At 47.0% G+C, this 13895-nt stretch carries 14 protein-coding genes and 1 riboswitch; of the genes, 13 read left to right on the top strand and 1 reads right to left on the bottom strand.

All coding sequences use genetic code 11. The features are described 5' to 3' along the window. The first annotated feature begins 5 nt into the window (after positions 1-5). From ACFPYJ_RS06590 to ACFPYJ_RS06540, 11 genes are all read left to right on the top strand, one after another. Positions 6-371, top strand: a complete 366-nt coding sequence (locus ACFPYJ_RS06590) for a pirin family protein (protein WP_379187285.1) — start codon at positions 6-8, stop codon at positions 369-371. A 74-nt stretch (positions 372-445) separates the two neighbouring features. Beyond that, positions 446-778, top strand: a complete 333-nt coding sequence (locus ACFPYJ_RS06585) for a pirin family protein (RefSeq protein WP_379187283.1) — start codon at positions 446-448, stop codon at positions 776-778. 12 nt (positions 779-790) lie between these two features. Next, positions 791-1276 carry a MarR family winged helix-turn-helix transcriptional regulator gene (locus ACFPYJ_RS06580; RefSeq protein WP_379187281.1) on the top strand — a complete coding sequence of 162 codons (486 nt, stop codon included), beginning with the start codon at positions 791-793 and terminating at the stop codon, positions 1274-1276. A 195-nt stretch (positions 1277-1471) separates the two neighbouring features. After that, positions 1472-1801: a metal-sensitive transcriptional regulator gene (locus tag ACFPYJ_RS06575; protein WP_379187280.1), complete on the top strand. Its 330-nt coding sequence runs from the start codon at positions 1472-1474 to the stop codon at positions 1799-1801. A 16-nt stretch (positions 1802-1817) separates the two neighbouring features. Continuing rightward, positions 1818-2018 carry a copper ion binding protein gene (locus tag ACFPYJ_RS06570; RefSeq protein WP_379187279.1) on the top strand — a complete coding sequence of 67 codons (201 nt, stop codon included), beginning with the start codon at positions 1818-1820 and terminating at the stop codon, positions 2016-2018. Positions 2019-2111: 93 nt separating this feature from the next. After that, positions 2112-4538, top strand: a complete 2427-nt coding sequence (locus tag ACFPYJ_RS06565) for a heavy metal translocating P-type ATPase (protein WP_379187278.1) — start codon at positions 2112-2114, stop codon at positions 4536-4538. Between the two features lie 29 nt (positions 4539-4567). Next, a complete protein-coding gene (locus tag ACFPYJ_RS06560; protein WP_379187276.1) occupies positions 4568-5425 on the top strand; it encodes a hypothetical protein in 858 nt (285 codons plus the stop codon). 168 nt (positions 5426-5593) lie between these two features. Then, positions 5594-5770 carry a hypothetical protein gene (locus ACFPYJ_RS06555; protein WP_379187275.1) on the top strand — a complete coding sequence of 59 codons (177 nt, stop codon included), beginning with the start codon at positions 5594-5596 and terminating at the stop codon, positions 5768-5770. A 227-nt stretch (positions 5771-5997) separates the two neighbouring features. Further along, positions 5998-6115, top strand: a riboswitch (glycine riboswitch). A gap of 163 nt (positions 6116-6278) precedes the next feature. Further along, the gene (sdaAB, locus tag ACFPYJ_RS06550; RefSeq protein WP_379187273.1) at positions 6279-6953 is read left to right on the top strand and encodes an L-serine ammonia-lyase, iron-sulfur-dependent subunit beta; all 675 of its coding nucleotides are present in this window, start codon (positions 6279-6281) and stop codon (positions 6951-6953) included. A gap of 8 nt (positions 6954-6961) precedes the next feature. Beyond that, positions 6962-7882, top strand: a complete 921-nt coding sequence (sdaAA, locus tag ACFPYJ_RS06545; protein ID WP_379187272.1) for an L-serine ammonia-lyase, iron-sulfur-dependent, subunit alpha — start codon at positions 6962-6964, stop codon at positions 7880-7882. A 381-nt stretch (positions 7883-8263) separates the two neighbouring features. Beyond that, on the top strand, positions 8264-9913 hold the full coding sequence (locus tag ACFPYJ_RS06540; RefSeq protein ID WP_379187271.1) for a pectate lyase family protein: 1650 nt from the start codon (positions 8264-8266) through the stop codon (positions 9911-9913). 326 nt (positions 9914-10239) lie between these two features. Here the strand turns inward: ACFPYJ_RS06540 and ACFPYJ_RS06535 are convergent, their stop codons facing one another. Further along, positions 10240-10431 carry a DUF3973 domain-containing protein gene (locus tag ACFPYJ_RS06535; protein ID WP_379187270.1) on the bottom strand — a complete coding sequence of 64 codons (192 nt, stop codon included), beginning with the start codon at positions 10429-10431 and terminating at the stop codon, positions 10240-10242. A gap of 556 nt (positions 10432-10987) precedes the next feature. Here ACFPYJ_RS06535 and ACFPYJ_RS06530 point away from each other — a divergent pair. Beyond that, entirely contained in the window at positions 10988-13120 is a 2133-nt protein-coding gene (locus ACFPYJ_RS06530) for a GMC family oxidoreductase (protein ID WP_379187269.1), read from the top strand. A gap of 263 nt (positions 13121-13383) precedes the next feature. Continuing rightward, positions 13384-13638, top strand: coding sequence for a PI-PLC domain-containing protein (locus tag ACFPYJ_RS06525; protein ID WP_379187268.1), 255 nt, complete (start codon positions 13384-13386; stop codon positions 13636-13638). Positions 13639-13895: the final 257 nt, after the last annotated feature.

Below are 13895 nucleotides of genomic sequence, written 5' to 3'. Positions count from 1 at the left end.
TTTCAATGAACATCCAAATATTAGGACCTGAACACCAAGGTAAAGAAGAATTCGATGGCGGCAAAATAAAGGCGCAGAAACCTCTTGGTTTCTCGGGGCAAGGGGCTGTTACGGTTAGGCTTGGTCCTCTTTTCTACTGGGCTTGGGGACATGCAGAGGCGGAAGGAGGCATCGGGTTTCATCCTCACCAAGGATTTGAGATCATTTCTTATGGAATTACCGGTCAAGGCTTTCACAAAGACACGACCGGTTCGGAAAGCATCCTTGGACCAGGCGATATTCAACTCATGCAAGCGGCTCGGGTATTCAACATGCCGAAAGCGTCGAGGCGGGTTTCGAGAGTTTTCAAATCTGGCTTGAACCTTACTTGAATGAAGCAGTAAGGCGAGCGCCAACCTATTCTCTGTTCAAGCACGAGCAGTTCCCTCAGACACGCCAGGATGGGGTGAACGTAAAGACAATATTGGGAGAAGGCTCGCCTGTCCTCCAACTGGTAACAGATACGCGGATGTTTGACGTCGAGATTCAGCCAGGGGCGTCGTACGTCCATCGGCTATTGCCGAACCGGACGCTTGCCGGATTGTCGATTAGAGGTGCCGTCGGTTCCTTCTGGACATCGGGACAAGAACCCGTTTCATTCAAGAATAAAGACTTCGCCGTCGTTCAAAGTGAACAAGAGGGAGAAATCAACATTCGCGCTGAAGGTGAGAAGCTTCGGATTTTTCTAATTGAAATTCCATCAGAAGTCGAATATCCTTTGTATAAGAAAGCAAGATAAGGTGGTTGAGGAATGACAGAACGCGATACTGAGGGTAAGGCTCTTGATTTAAGGCTAATACGCGTAATGAGAAACATGGCTAAGGCACTGTTTGAGAGCTTAGAACGCGACATTGACAGCTATGGCCTCGATAGGGAAACCTTCCAAATTCTCGAGTTTCTATACAATAAAGGTCCGCATCCAATCCAGAAAATAAGCGACACGTTCTCGATTCCAAGCGGGAGTATCACCTATGTGGTAGATAAGCTGGAGAAAAAGGGGTTCGTGCAACGGCTTCCAATCCCAGGTGACCGACGCAAAACGAATGTGACATTGACCGAAGAAGGCCGAAGCTACTTCGATAATATCTTCCCTAAGCATGTTCAGACGATATCCGACAATTTGTCCTTTGTGACGGATGAGGAGAAGCACGAACTTATTGTGCTGCTTAAGAAAATCGGGTATGGTATCAAAGACCGCCAAGGCAATGAAAATGGAAATAGGTCGGAACCTCTCTGAATCTCAGTGGAAATGAATCAGGGAGTTTCTCATAAGCATGATGCCCATTTGTATGATGAGGTCAGCCAGTTATTACTGGTTGACCTCTTTTGTATTGTTGAACGTCTTAAAAATCTAATGCTGGAAAAAATTAAAAATTGGCTTGATATAGGGTATGGGGGTATGGTATATTTCAATTGTGAGGAGGCAATGCTAATGGAACAAAACGAGAACCAAGAATTGAATGACAGCTGCCATACGGACAGTAATCGAAAAAGTCACCATTCTGATAAAACTAAGAGCAGTCTGATTTCTAGGCTCAATCGCATCGAAGGACAAATTCGCGGCGTAAAAGGTCTTATTGAAAAGGATACGTATTGTGACGATGTATTGAACCAAATTGCGGCGATTCAATCTGCTTTAAACGGTGTTGGGAAGCTGCTGCTGGAGCATCACTTGAATAGCTGTGTCGTTGAACGCATTCAAGAAGGCGATAATGAAGTTATTAAAGAGCTCATGATTACGATGAATAAATTAATTAAATAATTAGGAGAGATTATAGATGCAAACAGTTACACTTCTTGTGGAGGGTATGTCCTGCGGCCATTGCGTGAACTCTGTTGAGGGCGCAGTTAACAAACTTGGTGTTTCCAGTAAAGTTGATTTGAGTGGTGGATCCGTTACTGTTGACTTCAATGAGTCTAAAGTTTCTTTGGATGCTATTAAAAAAGCGATTGAAGATCAAGGATACGACGTCGTGTAATCATGAAGAGCCGCTTCATGCGGCTCCAAAGAACACCTATTTTTTTTCAAAAAAATATACCCCATAGGGGTATTCTGTTGTTGGAGGGTTGAAATGGAGAAACAATTAGAGCAGCAACAAGCGAATCTTCAAATTACGGGCATGACATGTGCGGCATGCGCGAACCGGATAGAAAAAGGATTGAAGAAATTAGAAGGCGTTGCAGATGCCAATGTAAATTTCGCCCTTGAGAAGGCATCTGTATCCTATAATCCGAATCAAATCAGCGTATCAGCAATGGAAGAAAAAATACTGGATCTGGGTTACAGCACTGTAAAGGATACAGTCGATTTTAATATCATCGGTATGACCTGCGCAGCGTGCGCTATGCGTATTGAAAAAGGCTTAAATAAAATTCCAGGAGTGAGCAAAGCTGCCGTTAATCTTGCATTAGAATCTGCCCATGTTGAATATAGCGCTGCCGAGGTCTCGGTAAACGAGATGAGTAAGAAAATTGAGCAGCTTGGGTACAAAGCCATACGAAAAGAGGAAAAAGCGGCAGAAGGCGATTATAAGCAAAAAGAAATTCGCCATAAGAAAATGCAGCTTGCGGCTTCAGCCATCCTTTCGTTTCCGCTTCTGTGGGCTATGGTAAGTCACTTCTCTTTTACATCATGGATTTATCTGCCTGATTTCTTAATGAACCCATGGGTGCAGCTGGTACTTGCTACACCGGTACAGTTTATTATCGGTCGTCAATTTTACGTAGGGGCATACAAAGCCCTTCTTAATAAAAGCGCCAATATGGATGTGCTTGTTTCCCTTGGAACATCGGCAGCGTACTTTTATAGTTTATATTTGACGCTGCAATGGGCAGCTTCTGTCGGTGCTCACCGCCATGAGCCGGATATGTATTACGAGACCAGCGCGATTCTTATTACGTTGATCATCTTAGGAAAATTATTTGAAGTGTTAGCGAAGGGTCGGACTTCTGAAGCCATTAAAAAAATGATGGGGCTTCAGGCAAAAACAGCGTTAGTCATTCGGAATAATCAAGAAGTATCTATTCCGGCTCAAGAAGTTGTCATTGGGGATATTGTTCTCGTAAAACCGGGTGAGAAAATTCCAGTCGACGGTGAAGTCGTAGACGGTTTGTCCGCTGTTGATGAATCCATGCTTACGGGGGAAAGTATCCCAGTTGAGAAAAAAGCCGGTGAACCTGTTATTGGGGCTACCGTTAATAAAAACGGAAGCTTAAAAATTAAAGCAACCCGTGTTGGTAAAGAGACAGCTCTTGCACAAATAATTAAAGTTGTGGAAGAAGCTCAAGGTTCTAAAGCGCCTATTCAGCGTATCGCCGATGTGATCTCGGGGATCTTTGTCCCGATTGTTGTAGGAATTGCTGTTGTAACATTTCTGGTTTGGTTTATCTGGGCTGCCCCTGCCGATTTTGCAGCTGCACTGGAAAAGGCAATAGCGGTCCTTGTGATTGCTTGCCCATGTGCTTTAGGCCTTGCGACACCAACATCAATTATGGCTGGCTCTGGCCGCGCGGCGGAGTTTGGCATTCTGTTTAAGGGCGGAGAACATTTAGAATCGATGCAAAAAGTGCAAACGGTCGTACTTGATAAAACGGGCACGGTAACCAAAGGCAAACCTGAACTTACAGACGTCCGAATGGAGAACATGGATGAAGCCACAGCGCTTCGCCTAATTGGTTCTGCCGAAAAACAATCGGAGCACCCGCTTGCTGAGGCGATTGTTGCTGGTATTCTTGCAAGAGGCATCACATTGACCGCCACTGAGCAGTTTGAAGCCATTCCTGGCTACGGAATTCGAGCTATCGTAGAAGGTAAGGACGTTCTGGTTGGAACCCGTAAACTCCTGCAGCGTGAAGCCATCGATTTTGGAAAAGCGGGTACCGCTATGGAAGAGCTCGAATTTGAAGGGAAAACCGCTATGCTCGTTGCCGTAGATAACAAGTATGCAGGTATGGTCGCCGTAGCGGATACGATCAAGGACTCATCGAAAGAGGCAGTAGCTCGCTTAAAACAAATGGGCATCGAGGTCATTATGATTACAGGCGACAACAAACGGACGGCGCATGCAATCGCTCATCAAGTAGGCATTAATCGTGTTCTCGCTGAAGTTCTTCCGGAAGGCAAAGCAGAGGAAGTAAAAAAACTTCAAGGACAAGGAAAGATAGTGGCAATGGTAGGCGATGGCATTAATGATGCCCCGGCTCTTGCCACTGCTGACGTCGGCATAGCCATAGGCACCGGTACTGACATTGCAATGGAAGCAGCGGACGTGACGCTGATGCGCGGAGAACTTACGAGTATTGCAGATGCCATTTACATGAGCCGTAAAACGATAACCAACATTAAACAGAACCTGTTTTGGGCACTCGGTTATAATACGCTAGGAATTCCGATTGCCGCTATAGGACTCTTAGCACCCTGGGTAGCAGGAGCTGCTATGGCACTTAGCTCGGTATCCGTTGTGTTAAACGCCTTACGCTTGCAGAGAGTGAAGTTATAATCTTGTTTTCAAAGAGACAGGAGACAAACATGAAAAAAGCAGTGATTTCAATTTTACTGGCAGTTGCGTTCTTGACGGCATGCGGAAAATCAGGCGGTTCTATGGACCATTCCTCACATGGCGAAACATCAGGAACAACGAATAATGCGGCAATGGATCATAGCGGTATGACAATAGAGGCAGGTTCCAATCAAGCTGTCAATGTCCAAGCCCAGTTCAAGCTTTCTAGTGATAAGACAATGCCGAAGAAAGATACGACGATTATGATTCATATCCAGGACAAAAACGGTAAACCGATTGATGAATTTGATACCGTACATGAAAAACAGATGCATTTTATCATTGTAAGCAAGGATTTGTCCTTCTTCAACCACATTCACCCTGATTATAAAGGAAACGGTGAGTTCACCGTAACCACACAATTTCCAACAGCCGGAGAGTTCAAGATGATTGCCGACATCACTCCAACAGGCATGGGCGCGATGAATAAGAGCCAGTGGATTTCGGTTCAAGGAGAGTCTCCTGCTCAAAAATCAATTGAACCTGATGCTGTATTAACTAAAGTGGTGGATGGTAAAGTGGTAACGCTTTCGATTGATCACCTTATGGCCGACATGGAACTGAACTTGAACTTCAATATTAAAGACGCTCAGACGAAGCAGCCTGTAACGGACCTTCAGCCGTATCTAGGAGCTGTTGGACACGTCGTGATCTTAACCCAAGATGCAGAAAATTACCTGCACGTGCACCCGATTGATGAAAAGGTTTCGGGACCGGATGCCAAATTTATGACGACGTTCCCGCATAGCGGCGTGTACAAGATTTGGGGTCAATTCCAGCAAAATGATAAGGTCTTTACAGTACCTTTTGTTGTAAAAGTACCGTAAAGATTGATGCCCAGTTTCACGGCAAACTGGGCTATTTATATATTCCACAGAAAACCTAATTGTCGACAAAACAAGTGTTGTACTTACAATATAGTATGACAAACTTTTTTCCTAAGCTGGATTATAATTTAGATATGTCAGAAATCCTACACTTGGGAGGATGGTCAAATGGACGAGCAATTCATAAAGAGGTTACATACGCTAAATCGCAACGATGATTTGAGATCCAGACTATTGATCGACGGTGTTAAACTCACTCTTAAACGCAAACAGGAATTGGGTTTGTTAGAGAGGTTTTTTAAAAACAAAGCGAAATCGAATATTGCTGTTAAAGGATGGAATTGAAGTTATTTTTCTATAAAAAACTCGGATCGGCGTTATTTCTCCGGTCTTTTTTTGTGTTTGCTGTAATGGAAATAAGTCAATATAGTAAGTGACGGCTTTTCTTTAAGTTAGAACGTGAATGGAGTTTTAAACGGCGCCACATATGCTATATTGACACCGAAGTTCGCTCTGCATTATTCTTAGAGAGATCTGACTGAACTTATGGAAATAATTCAATATAGCGCGGATGATGACGCACGGGAGAGACCACCCTCGTATAGTGGAAGGGCGGCACCGAAGGAGCAAGCTGCAGGTAGGCACGTACAGGCAGTTAATCTCTCAGGTACAAGGAACCGTCGCCGGACGCGGCTCTGGAGAGAGCTTTCTAGCCACCCAAGGGGACCCGCGGAGGGAATAAATCCGTAAAAACTCTCAGGTACAAGGGACAGAGAAAAGGTGTTGCATGCCTTTTTGCTGTCTTTTTCATTTGCTTTTTTATGAAATATGCCTATAGGGAGCGTTGGAACAGGTGAGATTTAAAAATGTTTTTTCCATTATTGGCCCGTCCATGGTCGGACCCTCCAGTTCCCATACAGCAGGAGCAGTACGCATCGGGAGAGTGGCGCGACAGCTGCTTGGATGCCGCCCGAAAGAGGCCAAAATGACGCTGTACGGCTCATTTGCCGAGACGTATTGGGGTCATGGTACGGACCTGGCTCTAACCGCAGGCCTTTTAAATTACGACACGGATGATGAGCGCATTCCTCAGGCGGACGTTCTTGCAGAAGAAGCGGGAATGACATTGGAATGGGTTCAGGGAAAAGGCAACGGTCCTCATCCCAATTCGGTCAAAATCAACCTGTCGAACGAAGGAAGGAAAGCCGAAATCGTAGCCGCCTCTATCGGTGGGGGGACGATTGCCGTTTATTCCATGAACGGTTTTGATGTGCAGATCACGGGCGAATTTCCCACGATTGCCGTAACGCATTCCGACAAACAGGGGGTTCTCGCCAATATGACCGCTCTGCTTAGTCAGGAGGGGTTTAATATCGGTTATATGGATGTGGATCGCAAGGGACGGAGTGGCGATGCAATGACCGTATTTGAACTGGATTCGGCTCCAGGGGAAAGCACTATAGAGCGGATTCATCACCTGCCGCACATTAAGGAAGTTACGATGATCGATTTGACCAAAAGGAGCTGAAACTTTATATGAGATTCGAGACCCTTGAACAGCTGGCTGAAATATGCCGAAAGGAGAATAAAACGATTGCCGAGGTTATGCTGGAGGATCAGGCTCAGGAAACCGGCGTTGAGACCGAGGAGATCTTCCGTCAGATGGCCGAATACTACGGGGTAATGAAAGAGGCTGTACGTCAGGGACTCACGGGGAACACCAAATCCCGCAGCGGCCTGACCGGCGGCGACGCCAAAAGAGTGTCGGATTATATGCAGCGAGGCGAGACCTCTCTGGGAGGTCCGGCGGCTGAGGCGATGACCTACGCGCTGGCTGTATCCGAGGTAAACGCCTCCATGGGCAGAATTATCGCGACCCCCACTGCCGGATCCTGTGGCATCATCCCCGGGGTGTTCGTCAGCGCCCAGGAGAGATTTGACTGGGACGATGAACATTTGATAAAGGGTTTGTTCTGTGCCGGTGCTATAGGTTATGTTATAGCCAATAACGCATCCATTTCAGGTGCCGAAGGCGGCTGTCAGGCAGAGGTGGGTTCAGCTATCGGAATGGCCGCCGGCGCTATGGTGGAGCTCCGCGGCGGCACGGCACAGCAGGCCGTTCACGCGGTGGGTCTTGCTCTTAAAAACTGCCTTGGGCTGATCTGCGATCCCGTGGCCGGACTGGTGGAAATACCCTGCATCATCCGCAACGGCCTGGGGGCCGTCACGGCTCTGGCAGCCTCGGACATGGCGCTCGCCGGAGTAGGCAGTGTGATCCCTGCCGATGAGGTCATCGGCGTCATGCTGGAAGTGGGAAGCGCCATGCCAACCAAGCACCGCGAGACAGGTAAGGGCGGACTCGCCCAAACACCGACAGGCCGCAAGCTGACCAAAGAACTGATCGAGCAGCGCCGCAAAAAGGCCAAAGAATCAAATACGCCCGACAAGGAGAACTAAGACAGTTCTATCCCAACTGAAATCAAAGAAATTCCCATCTAGAAGTCGCGTAATTTGCGGCTTTTTTTGTTTTTGAAAAGCCATTATACGGGGAGGAGACCAAAGAACTCATCAAACAACTGTTCGAATTCATCCTGTGCTGGCGGATATACAAGTCTGCCAATGAGCCCTATAAAGTGGATTCAATAGCCTACTCTGGTAGGTTATATTTATTTTAAAATAAAGTGACGGTTTACTCCCTATTATTTCTCTGCCACTCAAATTGTTCAGGAATCGTTACAGGAAAATGAAAGCGCTCTTATGACAGGGGGTGGTGACAATAATAGGCAGTAAATAATGGCACTTTGAGAAAGAGTCCAAATTTGAAGGAGGAATTTATTCATGATTAAAAAAGTCTTAAGTAGTTTGGTTATTGGAGGTCTATTGGTGACTACTTCTTTCTTTGATGCAGGTAGTAGAGTAGAGGCAGCACTGATTAATTCAATACCTAACACGACTAAGGTTGAGAAGAAGTATGAAAGCAGCTTTTTAGCGGTTCCTGGCTATGCATCTTTAGGAGTAAAGGATCGAAGCAGTTATGTAGGCAGCTCTTACTATCGTACAGTTAGTAATGGAAGAGAGTTTTTACAGGCAATCCTGGATGCGAGTAATGGTACTGTAAAAGTAATTGAAGTTACGGATAATATTAACTTAGGATGGACTGAATTAGCTTTAAATTCAACTGAAGCTTCAACGTATAGCTTTATTAGCAAGTATCCGAATCCAGCGAAGGGATTTACGAATCCACTGTTAATCGCTTCCGGAGTATCTAAATTAAACATATCCAATGTAGATGGATTAACCATTTTCTCTACTTCAGGAAAAACAATTAAGCATGCTGAATTAAAATTACAGGCATCAGCTAACGATATTGTAATAAGAAATCTCAATTTTGATGAAATGTGGCAATGGGATGACTCCGGACAGCATAAAGAGGTAGGCTGGACATTTATCAAGGTAAATGGCGCTAACCATGTATGGATTGATCATTGTAAGTTTTCTATAGCGGCAGACGGAATGATTGATTTGGAAAATGGCTCATCCAATGTAACACTTTCTTGGAATGAATTCGGATTAGCAGCAACTCAAGAACCTGCTGAGAGCAGTTCTATTTATCAGGCAATCGATAATATGGAGCAAAAATATGCAGCAGGGTCACTGGACCCAACAACCAGCGTTTATTATAAAATGCGTAACGAAGGCGCTACAAAAAATCAGATTATGGCGTATGCAGCATACCACTCTAAAGTTCATTTGTCAGGCTCCGGCGATAAGGATTATACGAACTATGTCAGTCCCGACGGAGTCGAAATTAAAGATGGAAATCAAAGAATCAGATTGACCATGGCATACAATCATTATACGAATGTCGGTCAGCGCTTGCCGATGATTCGTCAAGGTACCGGGCACTTGTTTAATAATTATTTTGATGATTCGACTCATCAGAAATTGCTTGATACGGTTCCCGCTATCTCGAAATATGGCGGAGATAAACTATCACGTGGAGTAAATGCCAGAAATGGAGCCTCGATCGCGGCGGATACAAACGTTTATAATGGGTTTAATGAACCGATGATCGGTGCAGAACGTCAAGGCGACGATACAGGCAATATGGATGAACCTTTTAGTACATTATTTAAAGATGCAATGAACCATAGTTTAATCGTGAATTCTAAAGTAATAAATAGCAGCGGAACTTATATCGGAAGCAGCTGGGATAATAATGGCGATAATGCGTTTACCAAAGGATTCACTTGGTATGACAAATCAACGATCGGGAATTGGGCTTGGTCTTCACACATCGACGGAGTAGAAAATATGAGTAAGACGAACCCGCCAAGTACACCGTTTACGTTTACTTATGATTACAACGAACAATTGCCTTATGCTTATAAAACCGTTCCTTTAAACAGCGTTGTACCAACCGTAATGAAATACGCCGGGGTATCCGCAATTAAATTCAGTGCTGCAGACTGGTTAAGAACAAATTAAATTTGATGCATATTCGACTACAGAAGCAGAAAGTTACAACAGCATGTCAGGCGTAAGACTTGGAAGACTCTATCATGTGCAATAAGCGGTGCCACAGCTACGCAAAATTACCTGAAGTTTACTGGATCAAGCGGGAATTTATTCAATATCGATTAGTTCATGGAGCTGGAGCAAGTTTCCTGTTAAAGCTCGCTAATATAGCGGGTTTTTTTGTCATCATCTACGTTCTACCTTACGCGCCTTTATCCGAATGCATAGCATTCCAACAAAATAAGCCACTCGATTAAGAGTGACCAATGTCATTAATAATAATGAGATCGCTAAGATCAACAAGCATGCCTCATCAAGTAGGCTATTTTTTCTTTAAGACCATCTGAATTCGATTTGGATGTCACGGATGCTTTACAATGACCAACGCTAACTAGCTTGTCTTCCTTTTTAATAAATCCACTCGAGAAGATAATAGTGCCGGGTTTAGATTTTTCATGCAACCTGTTACACCCAATACAATAATACATATAAATTACCTCCTCTTGTAATTACTTCCCAAGAAGATCATAGTTCAAATTAAATCGTAAAGATATAGATTTGAAATAAAAAAGCCACTCGCAATAAGAGTGACTTGGTGGTCCTAATTGGCAGGAGCTGTCGATACACGCAAAAATCGTATCAAAAGTAATATCACTTTACTTTACTTTGTCTAACATGGCTCGGAGCTATCCCCATCCTCAGGGATGATCGAATGTGGCATCGGGGTACGCCCAATCGCTCCAATCACCCCAGACCCAATGTTGCGCTAATTTATACTTCTGCAGCGAATGCACCGCAAAAAGGAAGCATTCAAATTCCTCAAGAGACATATGATCAACATTCCGAAAAAGCTAAACGACTGCTCCGTAATGAGAAAATCGGCTTTCCAGTTGAGCAGCCTGCGCATTAATTTGAACATTAATTATCAACACTTTGCACTCTAGATGATACAATAGGATTGGGAAACTGAACCAGTATAGGAGAGAAGTTCATGAGGATGAAAGTTTACGAGGCAGGCCGAATGTCATTGGGTGGTGTTGAGAGATGAAGTCCGGCGATCAGAAGTCTTTTTTTGTTGAGGTAAAAACTGTATTGAAAGCGGTTGCCGACCGTATGGTTCCGGAGGATGCATGGCCATCGGCGACCAATGCAGGCGTACTGACATACTTGGAGCGTCACGCCGGCGAGGATCCTGCTGCCTGGACGAATATCATTGAGCCCGGACTTCTCGCGGTGAATGCAGAAGCGGCAGCTCACCATGGCCGGTCTTTTGCCGAACTGTCGGCTGACGAGAAAGACAGTTTGTTGCATGATGTCCAGCAAGAACGTGTTCGGGACTGGCCGGTTCCATCGAAGCAATTTTTTGACACTTTATTGAGCCTCGTCATCGAAGGTTACTATGGAAATCCCCAAGCAGGCGGGAATCGCGGGGGCAAGTCGTGGGACATGATCGGATTTCGTCCGGGACCGGTACCGGGAACTTATGCGCCAGTCGAGGAAACCGATTTGCCGCAGCGGTCCTTTGACCAGCTTCGGGACCGGTATGATGTTGTCGTGGTTGGAGCGGGGGCCGGGGGTTCGGTAACTGCGGCCATGCTCGCCGAATCGGGACTTAGCGTTCTCGTCATCGAGCGCGGAAGCTGGCTTCGATATGGTGAGGTTGGCAGCGATCATCTACGGAACCATCGGTTAAGCAAATACGGTCATAACACTGGCCCTGCGCTCGAAGGCAACTCCCGGACGATTCTTTTGTCCGGTGGAGAAGAGAGGATCACCGCACCCTTTGAAGGCGACTATCATAATAACGCGATGACTGTGGGCGGCGGAACAAGGGTCTACGGGGCACAGGCATGGCGGTTTCATCCGGAGGACTTTCGCATGGCGACACGCTATGGAATTCCGGACGGAAGCTCGCTAAGCGATTGGCCGATTCGCTATCAGGACCTCGAACCTTATTACGAGCGCGCCGAGTGGGAAGTCGGTGTCTCCGGTGACGGGGATGCCCACCCCGGACGCGGTAAGCGGGAGCGCCCTTATCCGATGCCGGCATTGTCGAGGACGAGGGAAGCGGAACGCTTGGCCCGGGCGGCAGTGAAGCTGGGATGGGATGCGGGGCCGGTGCCTCTTCTCATCAATTCTGTCGAGCGTGACGGCCGGCAGGCCTGCGGACGGTGCGGCCAGTGTGTCGGATTCGCCTGCCCAACCAACAGTAAAAATGGCGGCCACAACACGATGCTGGTGAGGGCCATCTCTTCCGGCAACTGCGACCTGATCTGCGATACCATAGTGGAGCGCATTGATACAGAAGGGGGAAGGCGTGCCACCGGGGTTCACCTTGTGCAGGAAACAGCGGGTTCGATCCAGCGCCGACAGGTGCGGGCGGGGCATGTGGTGGTCGCCGCCGGAGCCATTGAAAGCGCGCGCCTCCTTCTCAACTCAATAAGCGATGCGGAACCGAACGGGATCGGCAATCGGTACGGCCAAGTTGGAAGGAATCTTCAAGGCCATGTCTATTCCGGCGCATATGGCCTCTTTGATGAAGCGATTCAGGACGGTCTTGGTCCGGGGGTGAGCATAGCCACCTTCCGCTTTGACCATAGCAACGAAGCCGGAGTTATCGGGGGAGGATTGCTGGCCAACGAATTCACCCGGCTGCCGCTCATTCACTGGTATCGCGCACTTGCGCCGGAGGCGGCCCGCTGGGGAAGCGCAGGCAAGGAAACGATGCGCGATACCTATCTGCGCACAAGCCAAATTCAAGGCCCGATCCAAGAAATCCCGAGCGCCGAGTCCAGAGTGCAGCTCTCGACCGCGGTCAAAGATCGCTTCGGCATACCCGTTGCTAGGCTCTCCGGAAGTGTCCACCCCGAGTCTCTTCGAGCTTCGGCAATGCTGGCGGAGCAAGCGGAGAAGTGGCTTTGGGCTGCCGGAGCAAGGCAGGTTTGGCGGACCCGGGCAGGCAATGGGCTCAGTGGGGGGCAGCACCAGGCGGGAACGCTGCGCATGGGTAATGACCCGTCGACGTCCGTCACCGATCCCACGGGCCGTGTACATGGATATGACAATCTCTGGGTGAGCGACGGCTCCGTGCATGTAACCAACGGCGGCGTTAACCCGGTGTTGACCATTCTTGCCCTGGCTTTCCGCACAGCAGAAAACTTGGTGAAACAAGGGTAAAGCGGAACCATGAAAACAAGCCGGCCATTTGCGCCGGCTTTGTTATGAAATGCTTAAAATTATTTGCTTGAGGGGTGTCTGAGCTACGGGTAGTACTGACTTTCATCAGAACTTTAATCTTCTCTTCGATGGGTTCAGGGCACTCTGGCTAAGCTCGGCTATTATCGCGTTCAACCTTGTTGTCATGAGATCGTTCTTCCACTCCATTCCCATTGAGCTTGAGGAATCTGCCAGAATAGACGGCAGCGGGGAATGGCGGTTGCGTGGGCGTCTGTAAATCGTACTGCATGCACGCTTTTATAGAAATTGAAGAATACCATAGCGACACCGATCTGGGGGAGCTCGTTCAATTGGTCACCCGGTGTGGAATGCTCGAACAATCCAGCTTCATCTGCTTCAACGCCGATGATCTGAGGAAAGTGCGGGCTATTAATCGTCAGGTAACACTAGGCTTTCTTTCCGCTAAGCCGCCTTCCATTGATGATTTGAAGCTGGTTGAGCGACAGCGAGCGGTCTAAAGCAGTGGACTTACAAGCGACTAGCCCATTGGTTCGTAAGTGTTCAGGCGGATGATGGCACTTTATTGACCGGCATGATTGAGTGATAATCAGAGGACACCTTGAAGTTATGACAGCCTAATGGGGTGATGTACGTACCCGTGCGGGATATTGAGGATATTACATTCAAAAACGGCTAACCCAATTAAGGAGGCCACTGAAAAACATTTGTTTTTGATTTTGTGAAGTGTACTGAAATAGATAAAGGCGAATTTCCA

Origin of the sequence: Paenibacillus solisilvae (genome assembly GCF_042656405.1) — a bacterium.
Classification (GTDB): Bacteria; Bacillota; Bacilli; order Paenibacillales; family Paenibacillaceae; genus Paenibacillus_Z; species Paenibacillus_Z solisilvae.
Note: the sequence above shows the minus strand (reverse complement) of the source record. Positions and strands in the feature narration are given on the sequence as shown.

What these genes read in the sequence shown, in the direction of transcription:
- ACFPYJ_RS06590 (WP_379187285.1), top strand. Translation starts at nt 6, where the DNA reads ATGAACATCCAAATATTAGGACCTGAACACCAAGGTAAAGAAGAATTC.
- ACFPYJ_RS06580 (WP_379187281.1), top strand. Translation starts at nt 791, where the DNA reads ATGACAGAACGCGATACTGAGGGTAAGGCTCTTGATTTAAGGCTAATA.
- ACFPYJ_RS06575 (WP_379187280.1), top strand. Translation starts at nt 1,472, where the DNA reads ATGGAACAAAACGAGAACCAAGAATTGAATGACAGCTGCCATACGGAC.
- ACFPYJ_RS06570 (WP_379187279.1), top strand. Translation starts at nt 1,818, where the DNA reads ATGCAAACAGTTACACTTCTTGTGGAGGGTATGTCCTGCGGCCATTGC.
- ACFPYJ_RS06565 (WP_379187278.1), top strand. Translation starts at nt 2,112, where the DNA reads ATGGAGAAACAATTAGAGCAGCAACAAGCGAATCTTCAAATTACGGGC.
- ACFPYJ_RS06560 (WP_379187276.1), top strand. Translation starts at nt 4,568, where the DNA reads ATGAAAAAAGCAGTGATTTCAATTTTACTGGCAGTTGCGTTCTTGACG.
- ACFPYJ_RS06555 (WP_379187275.1), top strand. Translation starts at nt 5,594, where the DNA reads ATGGACGAGCAATTCATAAAGAGGTTACATACGCTAAATCGCAACGAT.
- sdaAA (WP_379187272.1), top strand. Translation starts at nt 6,962, where the DNA reads ATGAGATTCGAGACCCTTGAACAGCTGGCTGAAATATGCCGAAAGGAG.
- ACFPYJ_RS06540 (WP_379187271.1), top strand. Translation starts at nt 8,264, where the DNA reads ATGATTAAAAAAGTCTTAAGTAGTTTGGTTATTGGAGGTCTATTGGTG.
- ACFPYJ_RS06535 (WP_379187270.1), bottom strand. Translation starts at nt 10,431, where the DNA reads ATGTATTATTGTATTGGGTGTAACAGGTTGCATGAAAAATCTAAACCC.
- ACFPYJ_RS06530 (WP_379187269.1), top strand. Translation starts at nt 10,988, where the DNA reads ATGAAGTCCGGCGATCAGAAGTCTTTTTTTGTTGAGGTAAAAACTGTA.